The sequence below is a fragment of the Martinezella sp. CNPSo 3964 genome, assembly GCF_057784375.1.
In genome coordinates this window covers 260742-279755 of sequence record NZ_JBXSOW010000006.1, presented here as the reverse complement: position 1 = coordinate 279755, position 19014 = coordinate 260742, and the positions used below count along the sequence as shown (strand labels likewise).

The 19014-nt window shown below is 60.6% G+C and carries 19 protein-coding genes; 14 read left to right on the top strand and 5 right to left on the bottom strand.

Annotation, left to right across the window (positions count from 1 at the left end):
• The first annotated feature begins 92 nt into the window (after positions 1–92).
• On the top strand, positions 93–2042 hold the full coding sequence (locus tag AC13Q5_RS20370; RefSeq protein ID WP_488502943.1) for an FUSC family protein: 1950 nt from the start codon (positions 93–95) through the stop codon (positions 2040–2042).
• Between the two features lie 5 nt (positions 2043–2047).
• Here AC13Q5_RS20370 and AC13Q5_RS20365 read toward each other — a convergent pair whose 3' ends face one another.
• On the bottom strand, positions 2048–3214 hold the full coding sequence (locus tag AC13Q5_RS20365; RefSeq protein WP_488502942.1) for an acyltransferase family protein: 1167 nt from the start codon (positions 3212–3214) through the stop codon (positions 2048–2050).
• A gap of 195 nt (positions 3215–3409) precedes the next feature.
• On the opposite strand from AC13Q5_RS20365, the gene AC13Q5_RS20360 reads away from it, so the two are divergent.
• A protein-coding gene (locus tag AC13Q5_RS20360; RefSeq protein WP_488502941.1) for an IS5 family transposase occupies positions 3410–4164 on the top strand; the annotation gives its coding sequence in 2 pieces (ribosomal slippage) (positions 3410–3743 and positions 3743–4164; 756 coding nt in all).
• Between the two features lie 17 nt (positions 4165–4181).
• Here the strand turns inward: AC13Q5_RS20360 and AC13Q5_RS20355 are convergent.
• Both AC13Q5_RS20355 and phnF read right to left on the bottom strand, forming a co-directional pair.
• Positions 4182–5003, bottom strand: coding sequence for a class I SAM-dependent methyltransferase (locus AC13Q5_RS20355; protein ID WP_488502940.1), 822 nt, complete (start codon positions 5001–5003; stop codon positions 4182–4184).
• A gap of 101 nt (positions 5004–5104) precedes the next feature.
• Positions 5105–5863: a phosphonate metabolism transcriptional regulator PhnF gene (phnF, locus tag AC13Q5_RS20350; RefSeq protein WP_075853006.1), complete on the bottom strand. Its 759-nt coding sequence runs from the start codon at positions 5861–5863 to the stop codon at positions 5105–5107.
• A 222-nt stretch (positions 5864–6085) separates the two neighbouring features.
• Between phnF and AC13Q5_RS20345 the strand changes: the two genes are divergently transcribed.
• From AC13Q5_RS20345 to AC13Q5_RS20295, 11 genes are all read left to right on the top strand, one after another.
• Complete coding sequence (locus AC13Q5_RS20345; protein WP_488502939.1) at positions 6086–7333, top strand: extracellular solute-binding protein; 1248 nt, start codon at positions 6086–6088, stop codon at positions 7331–7333.
• 10 nt (positions 7334–7343) lie between these two features.
• Positions 7344–8228, top strand: coding sequence for a carbohydrate ABC transporter permease (locus AC13Q5_RS20340; protein WP_488502938.1), 885 nt, complete (start codon positions 7344–7346; stop codon positions 8226–8228).
• A complete protein-coding gene (locus AC13Q5_RS20335; protein WP_457881298.1) occupies positions 8225–9064 on the top strand; it encodes a carbohydrate ABC transporter permease in 840 nt (279 codons plus the stop codon). The genes AC13Q5_RS20340 and AC13Q5_RS20335 overlap by 4 nt, the downstream gene beginning before the upstream one ends.
• A gap of 7 nt (positions 9065–9071) precedes the next feature.
• A complete protein-coding gene (locus tag AC13Q5_RS20330) occupies positions 9072–9872 on the top strand; it encodes a PfkB family carbohydrate kinase (RefSeq protein ID WP_488502937.1) in 801 nt (266 codons plus the stop codon).
• 144 nt (positions 9873–10016) lie between these two features.
• Positions 10017–10475, top strand: a complete 459-nt coding sequence (gene phnG / locus AC13Q5_RS20325) for a phosphonate C-P lyase system protein PhnG (RefSeq protein WP_075853001.1) — start codon at positions 10017–10019, stop codon at positions 10473–10475.
• 2 nt (positions 10476–10477) lie between these two features.
• A complete protein-coding gene (gene phnH / locus AC13Q5_RS20320; RefSeq protein ID WP_075853000.1) occupies positions 10478–11023 on the top strand; it encodes a phosphonate C-P lyase system protein PhnH in 546 nt (181 codons plus the stop codon).
• On the top strand, positions 11023–12117 hold the full coding sequence (locus AC13Q5_RS20315; protein WP_075852999.1) for a carbon-phosphorus lyase complex subunit PhnI: 1095 nt from the start codon (positions 11023–11025) through the stop codon (positions 12115–12117). The genes phnH and AC13Q5_RS20315 overlap by 1 nt, the downstream gene beginning before the upstream one ends.
• The gene (locus tag AC13Q5_RS20310; RefSeq protein WP_075852998.1) at positions 12114–13025 is read left to right on the top strand and encodes an alpha-D-ribose 1-methylphosphonate 5-phosphate C-P-lyase PhnJ; all 912 of its coding nucleotides are present in this window, start codon (positions 12114–12116) and stop codon (positions 13023–13025) included. Before AC13Q5_RS20315 ends, AC13Q5_RS20310 begins: the two co-directional genes overlap by 4 nt.
• On the top strand, positions 13025–13852 hold the full coding sequence (locus tag AC13Q5_RS20305) for an ATP-binding cassette domain-containing protein (RefSeq protein ID WP_075852997.1): 828 nt from the start codon (positions 13025–13027) through the stop codon (positions 13850–13852). The genes AC13Q5_RS20310 and AC13Q5_RS20305 overlap by 1 nt, the downstream gene beginning before the upstream one ends.
• 14 nt (positions 13853–13866) lie before the next feature.
• Complete coding sequence (locus AC13Q5_RS20300) at positions 13867–14613, top strand: phosphonate C-P lyase system protein PhnL (protein ID WP_075852996.1); 747 nt, start codon at positions 13867–13869, stop codon at positions 14611–14613.
• A complete protein-coding gene (locus AC13Q5_RS20295) occupies positions 14600–15754 on the top strand; it encodes an alpha-D-ribose 1-methylphosphonate 5-triphosphate diphosphatase (protein WP_488502936.1) in 1155 nt (384 codons plus the stop codon). The genes AC13Q5_RS20300 and AC13Q5_RS20295 overlap by 14 nt, the downstream gene beginning before the upstream one ends.
• 92 nt (positions 15755–15846) lie before the next feature.
• On the opposite strand, the gene AC13Q5_RS20290 is transcribed toward AC13Q5_RS20295, so the two are convergent.
• Positions 15847–16656 (bottom strand): SDR family oxidoreductase, encoded by an 810-nt coding sequence (locus AC13Q5_RS20290; protein WP_075852994.1) that lies wholly within the window; start codon positions 16654–16656, stop codon positions 15847–15849.
• 6 nt (positions 16657–16662) lie between these two features.
• The gene (locus AC13Q5_RS20285; protein ID WP_488502935.1) at positions 16663–17856 is read right to left on the bottom strand and encodes a phytanoyl-CoA dioxygenase family protein; all 1194 of its coding nucleotides are present in this window, start codon (positions 17854–17856) and stop codon (positions 16663–16665) included.
• Positions 17857–17963: 107 nt separating this feature from the next.
• On the opposite strand from AC13Q5_RS20285, the gene AC13Q5_RS20280 reads away from it, so the two are divergent.
• Positions 17964–18983, top strand: a complete 1020-nt coding sequence (locus tag AC13Q5_RS20280) for a LacI family DNA-binding transcriptional regulator (RefSeq protein ID WP_075852992.1) — start codon at positions 17964–17966, stop codon at positions 18981–18983.
• Positions 18984–19014 lie beyond the last annotated feature (31 nt).

The following is a 19014-nucleotide window of genomic DNA, read 5'->3' as shown; positions in this document are numbered from 1 at the left end:
CGCGCATGACCGAGGCATCTCTTAACTCAGCAAGACTATTCGGCCCGATGGCGCGTAGGCTTGCGCTGCCGCCGTGGTTGACGTGGTCGGCAATGGGTTTCGCACTGCGGACGACGGCGGCGTCGCTCGTGGCGCTCTATATAGCCTTCCTGCTCAATCTCGACGATCCGAAATGGGCACCGATGACGGTCTGGATCGTTGCTCAATCAAGCCGCGGCATGAGCCTTTCAAAAGGCCAATACAGAATATTGGGAACGATCATCGGCGCTGTCGCCGCAGTAACGATGGTGGCGCTCTTCGCGCAGGTGCCGGAACTGTTCATTCTCATACTCGCCCTATGGCTTGGGCTCTGCACGGCGCTTGCCACAGGCTTGCGCAATTTTCGCTCTTACGGTGCCGTGCTTGCCGGATACACCGCCGCCATCATCGCCTTCGATTCCATCAGCTCGCCAGTGGAGGTCTTCGACATTGCGGTGGCGCGGGTGATCTACATCGCCCTCGGGATCATGACGGAAGCTGTTTTCACCACCATCTTCGCACCCGGCGCTCCGCTGCAGGAGACCCGGAACCGTCTGGCGACATATCTCCGCCAGGTCGCCGATCTCTGCGCCCGCGCATTGCGCGGTCAAGCCAACACTTCTGGGTTCCAGCGACTTTTGACAGGCGCGCTGGAACTGGATGTCGCCGCCGAATATGCGGCGGCAAGCTCAAGTTCCGTGCGCAGCGGTTTTGGTCATTTGCGCGGTGCCTCAGTCGCAATGCTCACCCAGATGGCGGTTGCCCAATCTCTGCGCGAGCATCTCGCAGCGCGGCCGGATCTCGATGAACCTCTCGTCGAGAAAACAGCCGTCGCGCTCGACGCCATCGGCTCCGCGTCACCCGTCGACCCCACCGCCATTGCTGCATTGCGGGTAGATGTTCGGGCTGCATTGTCTACGACAGCCGCCGACCGCGGCCATAACATCCCGCCCCGGCTTCCGATCCTCGACCATCTCGACAGGCTGCTCGAAGCTGCACACGACGCGCTGATGCGCCAGGCTCTGTTTTCGGACGAGAAGGCGCCATCCTCACGGCTCAAACTCTCCTTCCATGTCGATCATCGCGACGCTGTTCAAAACGGTCTTCGTACCTTCGTCGCGATCATCGTCGGATCGTGGTTCTGGATCGCAACCGCCTGGCCGGCCGGCCCGAGCTTTATTGTCATCCTCGGTGTCATCTGCGCGCTGTTTGCCACTCGACCCAATCCGGTGATCGGCGGGATGGGTTTCCTCAAGGGCGGCCTTGTCGCAGTACTTGCGGCAGCGATCTGTAATTTCGCCATCCTGCCGATGCTGTCGGACTTTACCGAACTGGCCGTCGTCATCGGCATCATCATGTTTGCAACGGGGCTTGCCATGCGCAATGCCCGCACCGCGGCCCTGGCAACGAGCTTTGCCTTCCTGTTTCTCGATCTGATCAGCCCGGATAATACGAGCCGCGTCGATGCCGCATCCTTCCTGAACGGCGCCCTGGCGTTGCTGCTGGGTGTCGGTGCGGGCGTGCTTGTCTTCACGCTGCTCTTTCCCTCCAACCCCAAGGCAAAGAGGTTGCGCCTGCAGCGCGCAACACGGCGCGATCTCGCAGATATCGGTAAGACGCCTGCCCGCTGGACGAGAGAACACTGGCTGAGCAAAACCGTCGACCGCCTGGGTGGACAGGCCGCAACCAACGCCGGCGTTCCCGAGAAACAGGCGGAAGACGACCTAAGGGGAATGCTTGCTGCGCTCACGATCGGCGAAGCTGCGATCACGCTGTCCGAATTGGCAAGGGAACATCCTCGTCTCGCCAAACCGCTGAAAGTCGTGCTGCGTCAGCTTGGCCGCGGTGATCCGGCGCGCCTCGCAAAAGTCTCGCGCGCAGCCGCCCGCCATCTTTCCTACCGGATCAACAGGTCCGACATCTCGACCCGCCACACATTGATCCGCGCCGCGAGCCAGCTCGACGCGATCGCCTCGGCCGCGTTGAACCATGCCGATTATCTCCGCGAGAAACGAGCCGTCTGAAGGCGTCAGGCACTCTCGGTATCCGCCGCCGGGAGCACCCCGGCCGATCTCCGCTTCCGTCGTGCCGAACCGAGCACGACACCCTGTACGCGGCGCGTAAGCGGCTTCTCGACACCTCTGAAGAGCGCCAGGGCGAGCAGGGCAGCAGCAAGCGTCGAGAAGACAACGAACAGGCCGAGCGGAAGAGCTCCGCCGATCACTTTCGCCCAGAGGGCTCGCATGGGCCGCAGGATAAAAGGATGGGCGAGGTAGAGGCTATAGGAGGCATCGCCCAAGGCCGCACCCCAGAGGATGGGCCTCCTGTGCGGCAAGACGGGACCGATTGCGGCCGCAAGAACGAAGAGAGCCGCAGGCAAACCGCTCCGCAGAAATCGCGGTAAGGCTGCATCGTTCCAAGGTGTAGAGATATGAACGAAGCCAAGAAGCCCTATGGCCACGAGCCCGAACGCAATTCCCTTGCCGATCCTTACACCGCTGCGGAAGATCAGCGCGACATAGACGCCGAACAGGAACTCCAGAATGATCGGGCTCGTCCAGAAGGCTATCTGGACATGGCTCTGATCGACGAGATTTCCGACGAGTGCCATGCCGACCATAAGCACAGACAGCCAGACGATCCCCAGCCTTATCGGCAAAAGGAGCGCCAGTGCGAAGAACACGTAGAACAGCATCTCGTAGTTCAGTGTCCAGCCGAGCGCGAGCACCGGCCTGACCTCATCCACACCACGCCCGGACGGAATGAAGAAATAAGATGCGAGAACATGGGATATGGAGCCGACGGGAACGGCGAGCAGCGAGGGTGCCGCGAGCGCGCCAAGCAGCATGATGCTCGTCAACAGCCAGTAAAGCGGGACGACGCGGGCGCAGCGCCGCAGGAAGAAGCGGAGCGAAGCGCCGCTCTTGCCGAACTCAGACGCCGCCGTATGGGTCATGATGAAGCCGGAAAGAACGAAGAATATGTCGACGCCGAAACCGAGATTCCAAGCGGAGCCATCGACCGCCGCACGTCCTGTCGCTGCAGCCAGCATCTCTGTTTCATGCAAGGCGTGGGCGATGACCACGGACGAGGCTGCGAGCGCGCGCAGCACCTGCAGGTTCAGGAGCATATGAGTGGATTTGCCGGCATCGCTGCCCGCATCTCGCCCCTCAAGTATTTCCCTATAAAACCTCACCGGAAAGCTCAGTAAATATTGCCTTGGATTTCCATTTGGTATCCAACACAATATAACAACTCGTCGCCCCGGGCATAAGTTGGCAGCCCTGCTTTAAATTATAGTTATTCTTCAGTTAATCTTTCATGCACTAGGGTCAGGACCTATTAAATTGGATTGAGATATGATTCTCACGGTTTCCAGAAGGAGACCGTGATGAGTGATTTGTTTCTGCTGAGCGAGCGCCAGATGTCTCGGATCGAGCCGTGTTTTCCCTTGGCCCATGGTGTTCCACGTGTCGATGATCGCCGTGTCATCAGCGGCATTGTCTACGTCATCAAGCATGGGCTGCAATGGAAGGATGCGCCAAAGGAGTACGGGCCGCACAAAACACTCTATAACCGCTTCATCCGTTGGAGCCGTCTTGGTGTGTTCGATCGCATTTTCGCGGCGCTTTCCGGTGAAGGGCCAAGGCCCGAGCGCATCATGATCGACGCCACACATCTGAAGGCACATCGCACGGCCGCAAGCCTGCTCAAAAGGGGGATGTTCCCCGTCGTATCGGGCGAACCAAAGGCGGACTGAACTCCAAACTGCACACCGTCTGCGATGGCGAAGGACGCCCCATCATCATGCTGCTCAGCGAAGGCCAGATGAGCGACCATAAGGGTGCTCGCCTTGTCCTGGAAGCCTTGCCACCTGCCAAAACACTGATTGCTGACCGAGGCTATGACAGCAACGCGTTCCGGGAGGCCTTACAGGCAAAGGGCATCGAACCCTGCATTCCATCCAGCCGAAGCAGGAAGGTCCCGTATCCCTACAACAAGGGGCTATACAAGAAACGGCACAAGGTCGAGAATCTCTTCGCCAAACTCAAGGACTGGCGACGCATCGCAACCCGTTACGATCGGTGTGCCCATACCTTCTTTTCAGCCATATGCATCGCAGCAGCCGTCATCTTCTGGCTATGAGTTAACGAGTCCTGAGCCTAGGCAGGATAAGCCGTCGCCAGTATGATATGCGCCTGAATTTTGGCAGCAACTTCGCCGGTACCATGCCTGGCTTCGATCGCGGCGGCGGCATGGTCGGTTGCCGCCTCAAGCTTCCCCGCTTCTCTGGCCTCGATTTCGGTGCGAAGCAGAGTTCCCTGACAATAGGCGACGGCTGGAAGGCGCGGTGAGGATGCCCGGCTTTGTTCGGCTCTCGTTTCGATCACAATTTCGGAGAAACCTGCAGCTTCGAGGTCGCCGCGAATCCGGTCCACATCGTGGTAACCATGCGGAGTGCGCGCGAGAAAGCGCGGCGGATCGTTCGGAAAAATCCTGGCAAGTGCGTTCGTCACATCATCCGCGAATATATTCTCTTCGATGCGGTCCCAGACGTTGAACAGGAAATGTCCGCCGCGCTTCAGAACGCGCTTTGCTTCGCGATAGGCCGAGATGCGATCAGGAAAGAACATCGCGCCGAACTGGCAAAAGACGAGGTCAAAGGATGAATTTTCGAACGGCAGCGCCATGGCATCCGCTTGCTGCCAAGTGATGCGGCTGTCCGGAGCTTGCCGCGAAGCGGCGTAATCGAGCATCGGCTGGTTGAGGTCGGTGACGACATAGCTTGCATCGGCGGTTAGTTTCGGCGCCAAGGCTCGGGTGACAACGCCGGTCCCCGCGGCAATTTCCAACACCGCGCCAGGCCGCAAGGACGCGGCTCGCCGTGCAATATCTGCTGCGTAAGGCTCGAAAATCAACGGCACCATGTGGCGGTCGTAGTTTTCCGGGATTGAGCCAGCGAATACCTTGTCTGCCTCCAACATCACCATCACCCGCTGCACGCCTGATAGACCGCAACATTAGCATATCGCAGCAGACGCGTCATTCGGGCTCTGAAGAGGCCAATCGCGCAGAACCGATCTGGTCAGCCCACTTCGCCGCGCGCAAGCACGTCCAGAAGCTGGCTGGTATTGTCGATCGAGAATTGTATGCGCTCACCCGGCCATACAGATTCCGAATAGGAGATCGGGGTGCCCTTGAGATCGACGTCCACCTTTCTCGACACAGCCACCGGCTGAGACATGGACTGGCAGAGTTGCTTCGCCTCCTCACTCGTCGGCAGACGAACGATGATATCGGTGCGCAGGCGGATATAGTCGGGGATGCCGTATTCGGCCAGAATGACGGTCACGCTTCTCCCGCTGCGCCGCGCCTCGTCGAAGCCCGGAAAACGACGCACGGGGTAATAGGCATGCGAATAGTTGATCGGCTCCTCGTCGGCGAAGCCTCGCCTCACGATATGGTAGACCGGCTCGCCTAGGGGAAGCCGCAAAGCTTCGGCGATCAGTTCCGAGGCCGGAACAACTTCTTCGTGGATGGCTTGGCCGAGCGGTTCCCTGCCCTGATCGAGCAGATTTTGCGAGAAGCGCGTACGTTCGGACAAGCGGTAATCGAGGCGACTATCCCGCACAAAGGTTCCGCGCCCCTGCTCGACCAGCACGAGTCCTCGGCTTTCGAGGCGGGAAATGGCCCGCCGTATGGTGTGCCGTCCGACACCAAAACGTTCCATCAGGTCGGATTCCGTCGGAAGCTGTGTCTTTGGTGACAGGCGGCCGGTCAGGATATCTTCAGCAATATCGCTTTCGACCTGTTGCCATTGCCCGTGCAGCAATTTCTTCTCCATGCCTGCCTTCCGAATTCAACCATGTCATTCGAATGTCATATATCGGCTACAGCATCGATTTTCAATCTCTGCCGAATATCGGAAATCTAGTAAACAACGACTTAAGTCAATTTCGCCATCGGACCTTGGTGCTTAGCCACATTCCCCTTCATATGGATGTCACTCGCTATCGTTAGGTAAATATCCGAATGTTTTATTAATCATTCGGATATTGAGGATAAGATGGTAGGGCTTAATCGTCGTCAATTTATCGCGGGTACGACCGCAGTCATCGGCACATCAATGGCTATGATCGGCAAGGCCCGGTCCGCCGATGCGGCCATCGAAATTTCGAGCACCTGGGGCTCCGACAAGCCCTTCCAGAAGGTCGTCGATGCATTCAACGCCAAGCAGCTGGGCGTCACGGTCACCAATCGTTTCGACGGCGACTATGAGGCGGTGACGGCCAAGGCCGTCGCAAGCGTTGCCGCGGGCCGCCCGCCGGCCATGATGGTCACCGGCTGGAAGTTCGGCTATTTCGCCAAACGCACGCTCGGCGCGCGCGACCTGCGCGAGATCAATGCGGCGAAAGCCGAAGCGATCCTTGCCAATTTCCGTTCGTCGGTTCTGCCGCTGGTCACCATCGACGGCGCCGTCATCGGCCTTCCCTGGGCCATGTCGACCCCGATCACCTATATCAACAGCGACATGTGGAAAGCTGCCGGCCTCGATCCAAATCTGCCGGAGACACCTGATACGAAGTGGCTTTACGAGACCGCGCGCAAGCTCGATGCATCCCTCAAGGGCAAGCACCCCACCTACCGCTCCCCGATCTCTCTTTCCAACAACGAATGGACGAGCCAGTCCTTCATCCAGAATGCCGGCGGCTTCATCATCGATCCCGATGGCAAGCTGGCGCTCAACAGCCCCGAAGCAATCGCCGGCATGACCGAATATTGCGCACCGGCCCATGAAGGCCTCTGGCTGCCCGTCAGCGACAAGGAGCAGACCGCCGCGTTCCAGGCCGGCGCCCTTGCCATCTGCACGACCAGCTCGACTGCCGCCGTCACCTTCCCCTTCGGCGCGGCAAAGGCCGTCACGACCAAGTTCCCAGGCCTGTCGGGACATCCGCGCAAGATGAACAGCGGCGGCAATTTCCTCGCCGTCTACACGCGCAACAAGGAACAGGCGGAAGCTTCGCTTGCCTTCCTTGAATTCTGTGCATCGAAGGAAGGCCAGGCGCTCTGGTCTCAGACCGGGTACCTCAACACCTCGAAGCATGACATCCCGCTCATCAACGAGTTCATGAAGCCGGCCGCTGCCCAGCTGACCGATGGCCTGACCGCGGAAACGATCTGGCCGGGCAAGCGTGGCCTCGAAGGCCAAGCCGTGTGGCGCAAGTGGGTTTCGCGCATGCTGCTCAAGGAAACGACGGTTGCCGACGGCATCAAGGGCGCTCATGACGAGCTTACCGGACTGATTTCGGCATAGGCTCCGCATCATGCCATTTCGTTTTCGATCGCTGGCCCCCTATCTATTCGTGGGGCCAGCCGTTCTTTCCGTTGCGATATTCCTATACGGCCCGCTGATCGCGTCGATGCTGCTATCGGTGGTCGACTGGAATTTGCTGTCGGCCGACATCCGCTTCGTCGGCGTCGACAACTACGCGTCCGTCTTCGACAATCCTGATTTCCGCATGGCGGCATGGAATACGCTGCTTTACTGTGCCGTCCTGATCCCCGCCGAGATCGTCATTCCGCTGATCTTTGCCGTCATGCTGCACGCGGTGCGCAAGAATCCGCTGCGGGGACTTTATCGCGGCAGCCTGTTCCTGCCGACGATCGTCGCCTATTCGGTTGCGGGTGTTGCCTGGTCCTGGCTGTTCAATCCGGTCAACGGCCTCTTCAACGAGGTGCTCGGCCATTTGGGCTTCCCGCCGTCGCGCTGGCATACGGATCCGAACCTTGCGCTTCTCTGCGTCAGCCTCGTCACCTTCTGGAAGACCTTCGGCCTCAACATGCTGCTCTGGCTGGCGGCGCTCGCAAACCTGCCGCATCAACTGCGTGAAGCGTCACAACTCGATGGCGCGGGCTCGACACGGCATTTCTTCAACATCAGCCTGCCGCTGATGACGCCGACTGCCTTCTTCATCAGCGTCACGACCTTCTTCCATGTACTTGACGACATCGTCGGCGTCATCGACGTGCTGACACACGGCGGACCCGCCGGCAGAAGCTCGAGCCTCCTCTATTTCCTGTGGCAGCAGGGCCTGCTGTTCTTCCAGTTCGGTCCGGCCAGCGCCGTTGCCGTCATCATCATTGTGCTGGTGCTCGCCATCACATGGCTGCAGTTCCGCGTCAGCGAGAAGCGGGTACACTATAGATGAGCGGCATCGTCCACAGACTGCACAGATTGCTGCTTCATATCGTGCTCATGGCAATCTGCATCGTCACCGTTTTTCCACTGGTCTGGATGGTGTCCGCGGCCTTCACGCCCAATGACATGATCATGGCCAAGGCCGTGCGCCTTTGGCCAGATCATCCGACGCTGTCGAATTTCACCATCGCCGCAAGCCGGCATCCGATCTGGATGTGGCTGTGGAATTCCATGCTGACCGCAACTCTCATCACGGTTGGAAAGCTTGCTCTTTCGGTCCCGGCGGGCTTTGCCTTCGGGCGGCTGGAGTTCAAGGGAAAGCAGGTGCTCTTCTGGTTCGTCATCGCCACCATGTCGTTCCCGAATGTGCTTGCGATCATCCCCACCTATATCGCGGTCGTAAAGCTCCAGGCCGTCGACACCTACGGCGCGATGATCATCCCGTCGATCCCCTATATCGGCTTCTACGTCTTCTATATGCGCCAGGCCTTCCGGTCGCTTCCCGCTTCGATATTCGAGGCAGCGCGCATGGACGGAAGCGGGTTGTGGCGGCAATTCATCGAGATCGGTGTTCCGAACGTCATTCCTGCGATCGCGGCCCTTTCTGTGATTTCCTTCATGGGCGCTTGGAACATCTATCTCTGGGGCCAACTCGTGCTGGACGACGCATTCAAGAAGACGCTCACGACCGGCATTGCCGTCTTTGCCGATCTCGAAGGCGCCGAACGAGCCTGGGGGCCGTTGATGGCGACAAGCCTGTTGTCGATCATTCCCGTTCTCTTGATCTTCCTGCTGGCACAGCGTTTCATCGTGGACGCGCTCGCACCAGGCATTGACGACAGATAGGCAAAGCATGCCCCGCATTATCGTAATCGGATCGGTCAATCACGATCGCATATGGCAATTGGACGCTCCGCTCATCCCGGGTGGGCGGATACAGTTTTCATCCCAAACAACCCGGCTCGGCGGCGGTGCTTTCTACACCGGGCAGCAGCTGCTGGAACTCGGCGCCGATGTCGCCATCGTCTCGTGGCTGATGCAGGACGAACAGGGACAAGCGGCGCTCAAATCGCTCGCCGCCAACGACTTCGATGTCGAACACATCGCAATGTTACCGGGAGAGACGGCGCCGCTCGAAATTTTCCTGGAGCCGAACGGCGAACGGACGATCATCGCGCCTGCCGGCCGATCGCAACCGCTGGTGGCCGCTGGCAAGCTTGCCGGCGCGGGCGTCTATATCAATGCGCTCGCCCTCGAAGAGAACCTCGTCGAACAGATTGGCGCCCAGCCGCTCGTCCTCACGCAATTTCCGCTGCGGCCGGCAACGCCTCGCCCGTCGGATTACGTCATCTCCTCGCGCGACGATGTTCCGGACGACCTCGCTCTTGCCTGGCAACGCGCCGGCCAGATCGCCGGTCCGCGCCTGAAGATGCTCGTGCTTACCGACGGCACGCGCCCGATCACGCTGTTTGACGGTTCGCAGACCGTTGAGGTCGCGCCAGCGGATCGTGTCGATACGACAAACACGATTGGCGCTGGCGATCGCTTTGCTGGCTCCTTCCTGTTTGCATTGCTGGAAGGAAAGGCTCCCGCGGCAGCCGCGCAGGACGCCAGCCGGATAACGGCGGATTGGCTGCGCCGGCGCGGCGACTAAAAGGTCTCGCACAGCCTCAGAAATCTCACCTTGGAAGATAAAACGTCGTAGACAATTCATTCGGATGATTATAGTAATTATTCGAATGTTTCCGGCGAGCCCTCGCCTTTGTTTGACGATCCCCAAATGCCCGAGGAAAAGATGATGACTGAGGAGAAGACTGGCAGTCCGGTCAGCGCATCCCATACCCATGCCCAAGCGCTGGAAATTCTTGCCGCCGGCCGGCCGGCGAACATCAAGGCGGTCGCCGAGAAAGTGCTCGACACACTCGGTGAGGTCGACGTGGTCGTCAACCGCACCGGCCTTGCCATGCTGCCGCTCGTCGACACCGTTCGCGGTACCGCGTTCCATCTCGGCGAAGTCCTGGTGTCCGAAGCCCATATCCGCGTACCGGACCGTGCCGTTGAAGGCTATGGCGCGGTCGTCGGCCGGGATCTCGAACATGCCATGGGAATGGCTGTTATCGATGCGGCTATCGCCGCCGGTCATCAGGCCGATCTGATCCTTGAACTCCTGAATGCCGAACGGCGTCATCAGGAGGAAGAGGATCGAAAGCTTCTGCAGAAAGTCGAAGCGACCCGCGTGCAGATGGAGACATTCTGACCATGGCCAACAATCTCTTGCCCACTCCGGACGACACCCGCACCAACGCCACGTTCGAGGAACTCATGTGGGCGCTGAGCCGCCCCGGAGAGCCGCGTGAACTGCCTGTCGAAGGCTTCTGGCCGCTTGCCGAAAGCCTGCTCGATCGCGAATGCAGCTTCCATGTGGCAAACGATCCGTCCCTGGACCTGAAGATGGCCACAACCGGGGCAAGGCGGATGCCGCTTGCCGATGCGGACTATGTCTTTGCCGCCATCAATGCCGCCGAAAACGTCGAGGCCTTGTCGAGACTGCGCATCGGCAGCCTCCTTTACCCGGATGACGCCGCGACGCTGTTTGCTTCCGCACAGTTTGGTTCCGGGCAGCAATTGCGCCTCACCGGCCCCGGCATCAAGGACAGCGTGACGATCTCCATCGGCTGCATCGATCCTGCCTTCTGGCACATGCGCGCCAGGGCAATCCGCTATCCGCTCGGCTGGGATCTCTATCTCGTCGACGGCAAGCGCCTGCTCGGCATTCCCCGTTCCACGAAAATCGAGGTGCTCTGATGGCCTATGTGGCAACCCGCGGCGGCGAATACGCTATCGAACAGGCGGAACGGCTGTTCCGCGCCGATCTCGGCCCGATCACACGTGAACGCGTCGAGGCCGTGCGGACCGGTCTTCCCTATCTCATCGACCGGCTGATGGGCGAGGCATCGCTTTACGAGCCGGATCTTGCCGCCCTGGCGCTCGCCCAGGCCGGTGGCGATCTCTATGAGGCGATCCTCCTACTGCGCGCCTACCGCACGACCCAGCCCCGCATTGCCGTCGCTGAACCCGTCGACCAACCGGATCTTTTCACCGTTCGCCGCATCTCCGCCGCCTTCAAGGACATTCCGGGCGGCCAGATACTGGGGCCGACACTCGATTACTCCCATCGTTTGCTCCAGGTCGATGTCCTGCAAGGCGAGGATTATGTGCCAGAGCCGGTCATCCCGGCCGCCAAGCCCGCACCGGCGATGCAACCGTCGCTGACCAGCTGGCAGAAGGCGCAGGGGCTTATTCCGGATCACCCGGTCGAGACGGTCGCACCAGAGGAAATCCCCGATCTGACGCGCGAGCCGCTGCTCTTTCCAGCCGCGCGCGCCCACAAGCTGCAGAGCCTAGCCCGCGCCGACACCGGCGGCACACTGGCGCTCGGATATGCGACGATGCGCGGCTATAGCGCCGTGCATCCGACGGTCAACGAACTGCGTCTGGCCTACGCCCCGGTTCGCCTGCGCCATCCCTCCGGCACGATCTTCAGCGCCGGTCGCGTCCGTGTCAGCCAGACCGAAGTCATCTCCAAGGCCAAGGAATTGCAACTGGGCTTCTCGGCGACCTTTGGCTGGAACGAGGTGAAGGTGATCGCGGCGGCAACGCTCGATCTCGCCTCCAGTCAACCGAATCCGCATCCGGCCGCCAATGAGGAATTCGTTCTCTATCACACCGAACCGGTCGAAAGCTCCGGCTTCTGCATCCACTTCAAGCTTCCGCATTACGTCACGTTCCAGTCGAGCCTCGATGCGCTGCGCCGCGTCAAGGCGGATAAGAGCGAGGCCGCTGCAAAACCTGCCGATGCCGAGAAGCTTGCCCCGCAACAGGAAGAGGTCGCGCTATGAAACTGCAGGAATTGACCAAGCCCTGGATGGCTTTCAACTACGGCTTTCTCGACGAATCCGCCAAGCGCGAAATGCGCCGTCGCATTCTGAAGGCGATCGCCGTTCCCGGCTACCAGGTGCCCTATGCCAGCCGCGAAGTGCCGATCGCCCGCGGCTGGGGAACGGGTGGTCTGCAGGTGACGCTGACGCTGCTGAAGCCCACATCCGTCGTAAAGGTCATCGACCAGGGATCGGATGATTCCGTCAACGCCAGCAGCATCCGCAAATTCGTCGCTCGCGTCGGCGGCGCGGTGGAAACTGAAGACACGATGGCCGCGACCATCATCCAGTCCCGCCACCGCATTCCGGAGGAAAAGCTGCGCGAGGACCAAGTCCTGGTGCTCCAAGTTCCGAACCCCGAGCCGCTGCGTCCTGTCCAGCCGGATATGTCCGTCGCACGCGAAATGCACGGCGATGCCGATTACGGTCAGCTGTGGCTCGTGCTCTACGAGCAGCTCGTCAAATCGGGACGGATCATGCAGGGATCGAGCTATCCGAGCATGGTCAACGGCCGCCACGTGATGACGCCCTCGCCGATCCCGCGCTGGGACGTGCCGAAGCTCAATCAGGCCGATCACCTGACAATCCTGTCCGCCGGCCGCGAGAAGCGCATCTTCGCCGTGCCGCCCTACACGCGCGTCGAACCGCTCGTCTTCGACGATGTGCCCTACCGGGTCGAGGATCATCACGACAAGACCTGCTACCGCAGCAACGTCACCGGTTTCTTCATGAACGAGCTGCCGCAGGAGGATGGCTCCTCGCAATACGAACTGTCCGACAGCCATTTCGGCGTGAAGCACATCCGCAAGTCGGAAGCAGAGGCGGTCGAGATCGGCGAGACCTGGTACAAGAATGGAAGGATGGACTGATGGCCGCGCTTGATCCCACTCAATCGGCGGAGCTGACCCGCCAGCCGCCGCGGCTGATGATGGCGGAACCGATCCTGACCATGCGCGACATTGCGCGCAACTATGGCGACGTCACTGCTCTTGGTGGCGTCGACGTAACAGTCTATCCTGGCGAAGTCCTCGGCATCGTCGGCGAATCCGGCTCCGGCAAATCGACGCTTCTCCGGATGATGAACCTTGAGGATACGCCGGATATCGGCACCTACAGTCTTGCGCTTCCCGGGCATGAGGGCCGCAACCTCTTTACGCTCGACCGCTTCGAGCGGCGGATGCTGAGGGCGCATCATATCGGCATCGTCTACCAGAATCCGCATCTCGGCCTGTTGATGAACCACACCAGCAGCGGCAACGTCGCCGAACGCCTGCTGATTGCCGGCAACCGCAATTTCGCCGAGCTGCGCGAACGGGCACGTCAGTCGCTCGACGCATCGGAATTTCCGATCGAGCGCATGGACGCCCGCCCGAACGAGCTTTCCGGCGGTATGCAGCAGCGCGTGCAGCTTGCCAAGGCGATCGCGCTCGAGCCCGCCGTCCTGCTGCTCGATGAACCGACGACGGGCCTCGACGTCAGCGTTCAGGCCCTGGTGCTCGACACACTGAAGCGGCTGCAGCGCGAGCGTTCCATCACCATGGTTCTGGTCTCGCACGATCTCGGCGTCATCCGCACGATGGCAGACCGGGTTATGGTCATGCGGCGCGGCAAGGTCGTGGAACAGGGTCTCGCCGACCAGATCTTCCAGGACCCGCAGCATGCCTACACGCAGCAGCTCGTTCACGCCAAGCTTTGAGGGAAACAAGAGAGATGAATATTCAGGTTTCCGCGCGGCCGAACGCGGCTCCGGTTTTGCGCGTGCAGGGACTTTCGAAGCAATTCGAGATGCACCACCTCAAGCGCACGCTGTTTGCCTTTGAGAATATCGAGTTCGACCTGAATGTAGGTGAGTTCATCCTGCTGAAGGGCGAAAACGGTGCGGGTAAGTCGACCCTGCTGCGCACGCTCTACCGCTCCTACCTGCCCCGCGCCGGCCACGTCTATTATCACACGCAGGAAGGGATCATCGATCTGGCGACCGCCGCCGACGTCGACATCGCCGTGCTGCGCCGCCGGGAAATCGGCTTCGTCACGCAGTTCCTCAATGCCCGCCCGCGTGTTCCGGCCGAAGAGATTGTTGCCGAACCGCTGAGGCTTGCCGGCAGGTCGCATTCCGAAGCCCTCGCCGAAGCGCGGCGCTGGCTCGATGCCTTCGGCGTCAAGAAACAGCTCTGGTCGGCCTACCCCTCGACCTTCTCCGGCGGCGAACAGCAGAAGGTCAATCTGGCCCGCGCGCTCATCCTGCCGCAGCGCCTGCTGCTGCTCGACGAGCCGACGGCATCGCTCGATCATGCTGCACGCAAGGCACTCGTCGAAAGACTGGCGCAGCTCAAAACGTCAGGTGTTGCAATGATCGGTGTTTTCCACCATCCAGAAGACGTCCGGGCGCTGATCGACCGGGAACTTCATCTCGAAGCCATCAAGATCGAGGACGAGCAAGACGATGTGGCTGAGTAATTTTGAAATTGTGCTGCAGGACCGTGTGATCGAACGCGGTGCCGTCAAAATTGAAGATGGATTGATCGCCGATATCAGCGAGCAACCGGTCGAAGGTGCGGAGATAGACGGCCACGGTCGGTTTCTCCTGCCCGGTTTCGTCGACATGCACGGCGATATGATCGAGAAATGCGTCGAGCCGCGGGTCAATGTCCGCATGCCGCTCGAACTTGGCGTCTACGATCTCGACAAGATGCTTGCCGCCAATGGTGTGACGACTGCCTATGCGGCGGTTGCCTTCACGCCCGCCACCTATGGCCATGTGCGCTCTATCGAGCATACCCATGCGATGATCGAAAAGCTCGCATCGATGCGGGACGAGCTTTTGATCGACCACCGCGTCCACGGCCGCTTCGAGGTGACCTTCCTGCCGGCCGTCAACGAAGCGAAGACGCTGATCAATGCCGGCGCGCTTCACCTCATTTCACTGATGGATCACACACCAGGCCAGGGACAGTATCGCGATATCGAACTCCATATCGCCAACACTGCGAAAGCCAAGAAGATCAGCGAGACCCAGGCAGCGGAGATGGTCAAGCAGCGCATGGCTGCACGCAGCGAGCACGGCGACAGTATGGGCATCATCAACGGCTTATCGCAATTGGCGCGCGAGCACGGCGTCGTGCTCGCGTCTCATGATGATGACACGGCCGAGAAGGCAGCGCTGCTGCACAGCCTCGGCGCCGCAATCAGCGAGTTTCCGATCAATATCGCGACGGCGACCGAAGCGAGGCGTTTGGGGTTGGCAACGGCGATGGGCGCACCAAATGCGCTGCGCGGCCTTTCCTATTCCGGCAATCTTTCCGCCCGGGAAGCCTATGAAGCCGGCGTTCTCGATATTCTTGCCAGCGACTATCACCCATCGGCCATTCTGCCCGCTGTGATCGCACTTGCGGAAATCGGCAAGGGCGGGCTTCCCCCCTCAGCCGCATTGGCAAGCGCCAACCCGGCAAAGGCACTTGGCCTCACCGACCGCGGCCGCATCGCCGAGGGACTGCGCGCCGATCTCGTGATCGCAGAACGCGGCCGCGTGCCGCGCGTGCGCGGTACGATCCGTGGCGGCAAAATGGTCTGGTCCGACGGCACGATCAAGAGTTTCTGAGCCACTGAGGGACGGCCTGCTCGCGCACGGAGCTCGTAAACAAAGTTGCTCAGCCAGCGGGAGGGAACTTCCCTCCCGCCAAGCTCCATGGCTCACATCGCTTTCTGCGGATGCGGCGTGCCCTCATAGGCGCCCCAGATCGACTGATCGAAATTGATCGTGGCACCGGTCATCAGGCCGGACTCTTCGGACGACAGGAAGGCGACCGCGCGGGCGACCTCGGCCGGATCGACCAGCCGGCCGAAAGGCTGCTCTGCCGCCGCCTTTGCCAACCAATCTTCCGCGGCTCCATGATATTCGCGCTGGATGCGATCCTCGCCGTCGCTCGACATCCAGCCGATATTGAGGGCGTTGACCCTGATCCGGTTCCTAAGCAATGAGAAAGCCGTATTCCGGGTCAGCGTGTCGAGAGCGCCCTTGGAAGAACAGTATGCACTGATGAAGGGCTGACCGGCCATCGACGACATCGAGGAAATGTTGACGATGGTGCCCTCGATGCCGTTGGCGATCATGTTCTTGATCGCGTCCTGCATCAGGAAGAACGGCCCGCGCACATTGACGGCGAACATCCGGTCGAACAGAGCCGGATCGGTATCGAGAATGGTGCCGCGATCGGTGATCGCAGCGACGTTGACAAGCGCATCGATGCGGCCGAACTTTTCGGCCGCTGTCGCGATGACCTTGCGGCAGTCCTCGACCTCGCCGAGATCGGCGCTGACGAAGGCAACCGGGATTCCATATCGATCGCCAATCTCCCGCGCCTTGGCTTCGCCCTTGGCAATGCTGCGGCCGCAGATCGTCAGGCCGGCGGCGCCACGCTCGGCAAAGAGCCGGGCGACTTCCGCGCCCAGCCCTTGTGTGCCGCCAGTCACGACGGCGAATTTTCCATCCAGTCGGCTCATCGGATCTCAAGCCTCCCTGCGTGCGGCATGGGCGGCGATAACCTCGGCAAACTGCCCGGCATCCGTCCTGGCGTCGATTGCCTCTGCCATGATCTGCGCCTGCGTTTTCGGCGCAAGCCCCCCGACCGGCGGATCGCTGTCGAGATTGGTCGGGAAGGCATAGCCCTCGGCCGTCGATGCGATCACATTGGCAACGTCCGCGCGGCTCAGCGTGCCGGCATCAAGCGCAGCGAGAAGTGCAGGGTAGACTGTCACCGACATGCGGGTGCGGTTGACGCTCTCCATCGCCCGCCCGAAGGCCGAGGACACCTGCAGGAGATTGGCCATGCGATAGATGTCTTTCGAGACATTGTTGCCGGCACCGTGCATGACGGCCGGATTGAAGAAGACGGCATCGCCCTTCTTCAGCGGCAATTGCACATGGTGTTCGGCAAAATAAGCTTGGAACTCCGGCCGGCCGAAGGCGATATAGCCTTCAAAGAAGGTCTGCGAATAGGGCAGGAACAGCGTCGGCCCGCTTTCAAGGGGCATATCGCAATGCGCGACGGCGCCCTGCAGAGTCAGAAGAGGCGAAACCGCATGGATATGGCCGGGATAGGCCTGCATCTGCTGCGGCGACATGAAGCCGAGGTGATAATCACGATGCGGCTTCTGCGCGGTACCGCCCGGATTGACCCGGTTCATCTGCGCCGTCATCTGATAGCCGACGCCGAGCCAGGCTTCCGACACTAGCGTGACGGTGGTCGAGGCATAATAGCGGGCAAAATTTTCCGGGTCCGCCAGGCAGTGTTTCTCGAGCGCATTCCAGATGCGGTCATTGGCGCCGGGCTTGGCAAAGTGATCGCCGGCACCCTTGCCCTTCTCCTTTTCTTCGCGGACGATCGCTTCGAACACGCTGGTTGCGCGATCGACGACCGTCGTGTCCGGCATGGCGTTCTTGATGACGATGATGCCGGGACCTGAAGTGAAGGCCTCGACCCACTCGGCCATCAGCGTGCGGCGGTCGTCTTCATTCTCGGCAGCGCTTCGAACCTTGTCGCCATCATAGATGAGGATATTTTTCTCGATCCCCACCGCCAAAGGCCAATCCGCCGGATTGGCAGTTTTTTTGACCAAAGTCTTGAAGGTATCGAAATTGCCGCAATCGGCCGAAAGCCAAACCTTCTGGCTACGCCTGCTGGCGAGCGCCTGAGCGTCCATGGTGATCTCCTCCCAAAGTGACGTTGGACTTATGGGATTGATCCTAGTCTCGGGCAGACTTATGAAAAAGGTAGAAAACCCCTCAAAAACACCTCAGGACGAGCACATTGAAATCTCGTTTCCCCTTGAAAGACATTGCGCTGCAGGCCGGGCTTAGCCTCGCGACCGTCGATCGGGTGATGCATGAGCGCGAAGGCGTTCGCGCCGTTACCCGCGCACGGGTCGTCGCGGCAATTGCCGAACTGGAGCGGCAATATGTGCAAGCGGGTTTGGCCGGCCGGCGCCTCGTCATCGATGTCGTCATGGATACGCCGCAGCGCTTCTCCGCCGCCGTCCGCGAAGCCTTCGAAGCCGAATTGCCCGGCATGCGGCCCGCGTCCTTTTCCGCGCGGTTTCATGTGGCCGAGACGATGAGCGAACAGGAGCTTCTATCGATCCTGCGCGCCATACGCCGCCGCGGCAGCCATGGTGTTGTTCTCAAGGCTCCGTCGACACCAGCGATTGCCGATCTTGCCGGTCAGCTTATGGCGGCAAGGATTCCAGTAGTCACGCTGGTGACTGACTTGCCGGAAAATTCCCGCATCGGCTATGTCGGCATGGATAACCGCGTGGCGGGCGCGACATCAGCCTATCTGCTTGGCCGCATGGCCGGAGAGCGGGCTGGCAAGGTGCTGGTGACCCTATCGAGCAGCCTTTTTGCCGGTGAGGACGAGCGTGAGCGTGGATTTCGCGATGTGCTGGCGGATCGCTTCCCACATCTTGCGGTCGTCCGGATTTCGGAGGGCTTCGGTGTCGATCGCGCGACGGAACTTCTTGTCCGCGATGCGCTGGAACGCGAGCCGGAAATCCGCGCTGTCTATTCGGCGGGCGGTGGCAACCGAGCCATATTGAAGGCCTTTGCCGATGCGCGACGAGAATGCACGGTCTTTGCCGCCCACGATCTCGATCAGGACAATATCAGGCTGCTCGCCGCCGGCGAAATTACCTTCGTCATCCACCACGACCTACGCCATGACGCCCGCAGCGCCTGCCAGCTGATGCTTGCCTATCATCGGATGCTACCGGCCGATTTCCAGATCGCGCCCTCAAGGGTTGCCATCGCAACGCCATTCGAGACGGCACATTAATCCGCTTTCGGGGTCGATCGAAACGCCAGGA

Coding starts and splice junctions, on each gene's coding strand:
- AC13Q5_RS20300 (WP_075852996.1), top strand. CDS start 13,867: ATGAATATTCAGGTTTCCGCGCGGCCGAACGCGGCTCCGGTTTTGCGC.
- phnF (WP_075853006.1), bottom strand. CDS start 5,863: ATGGAGAAGAAATTGCTGCACGGGCAATGGCAACAGGTCGAAAGCGAT.
- AC13Q5_RS20315 (WP_075852999.1), top strand. CDS start 11,023: ATGGCCTATGTGGCAACCCGCGGCGGCGAATACGCTATCGAACAGGCG.
- AC13Q5_RS20290 (WP_075852994.1), bottom strand. CDS start 16,656: ATGAGCCGACTGGATGGAAAATTCGCCGTCGTGACTGGCGGCACACAA.
- AC13Q5_RS20355 (WP_488502940.1), bottom strand. CDS start 5,003: ATGTTGGAGGCAGACAAGGTATTCGCTGGCTCAATCCCGGAAAACTAC.
- AC13Q5_RS20295 (WP_488502936.1), top strand. CDS start 14,600: ATGTGGCTGAGTAATTTTGAAATTGTGCTGCAGGACCGTGTGATCGAA.
- AC13Q5_RS20305 (WP_075852997.1), top strand. CDS start 13,025: ATGGCCGCGCTTGATCCCACTCAATCGGCGGAGCTGACCCGCCAGCCG.
- AC13Q5_RS20285 (WP_488502935.1), bottom strand. CDS start 17,856: ATGGACGCTCAGGCGCTCGCCAGCAGGCGTAGCCAGAAGGTTTGGCTT.
- AC13Q5_RS20310 (WP_075852998.1), top strand. CDS start 12,114: ATGAAACTGCAGGAATTGACCAAGCCCTGGATGGCTTTCAACTACGGC.
- AC13Q5_RS20370 (WP_488502943.1), top strand. CDS start 93: ATGGGTTTCGCACTGCGGACGACGGCGGCGTCGCTCGTGGCGCTCTAT.
- AC13Q5_RS20345 (WP_488502939.1), top strand. CDS start 6,086: ATGGTAGGGCTTAATCGTCGTCAATTTATCGCGGGTACGACCGCAGTC.
- AC13Q5_RS20335 (WP_457881298.1), top strand. CDS start 8,225: ATGAGCGGCATCGTCCACAGACTGCACAGATTGCTGCTTCATATCGTG.
- phnG (WP_075853001.1), top strand. CDS start 10,017: ATGACTGAGGAGAAGACTGGCAGTCCGGTCAGCGCATCCCATACCCAT.
- AC13Q5_RS20330 (WP_488502937.1), top strand. CDS start 9,072: ATGCCCCGCATTATCGTAATCGGATCGGTCAATCACGATCGCATATGG.
- AC13Q5_RS20340 (WP_488502938.1), top strand. CDS start 7,344: ATGCCATTTCGTTTTCGATCGCTGGCCCCCTATCTATTCGTGGGGCCA.
- phnH (WP_075853000.1), top strand. CDS start 10,478: ATGGCCAACAATCTCTTGCCCACTCCGGACGACACCCGCACCAACGCC.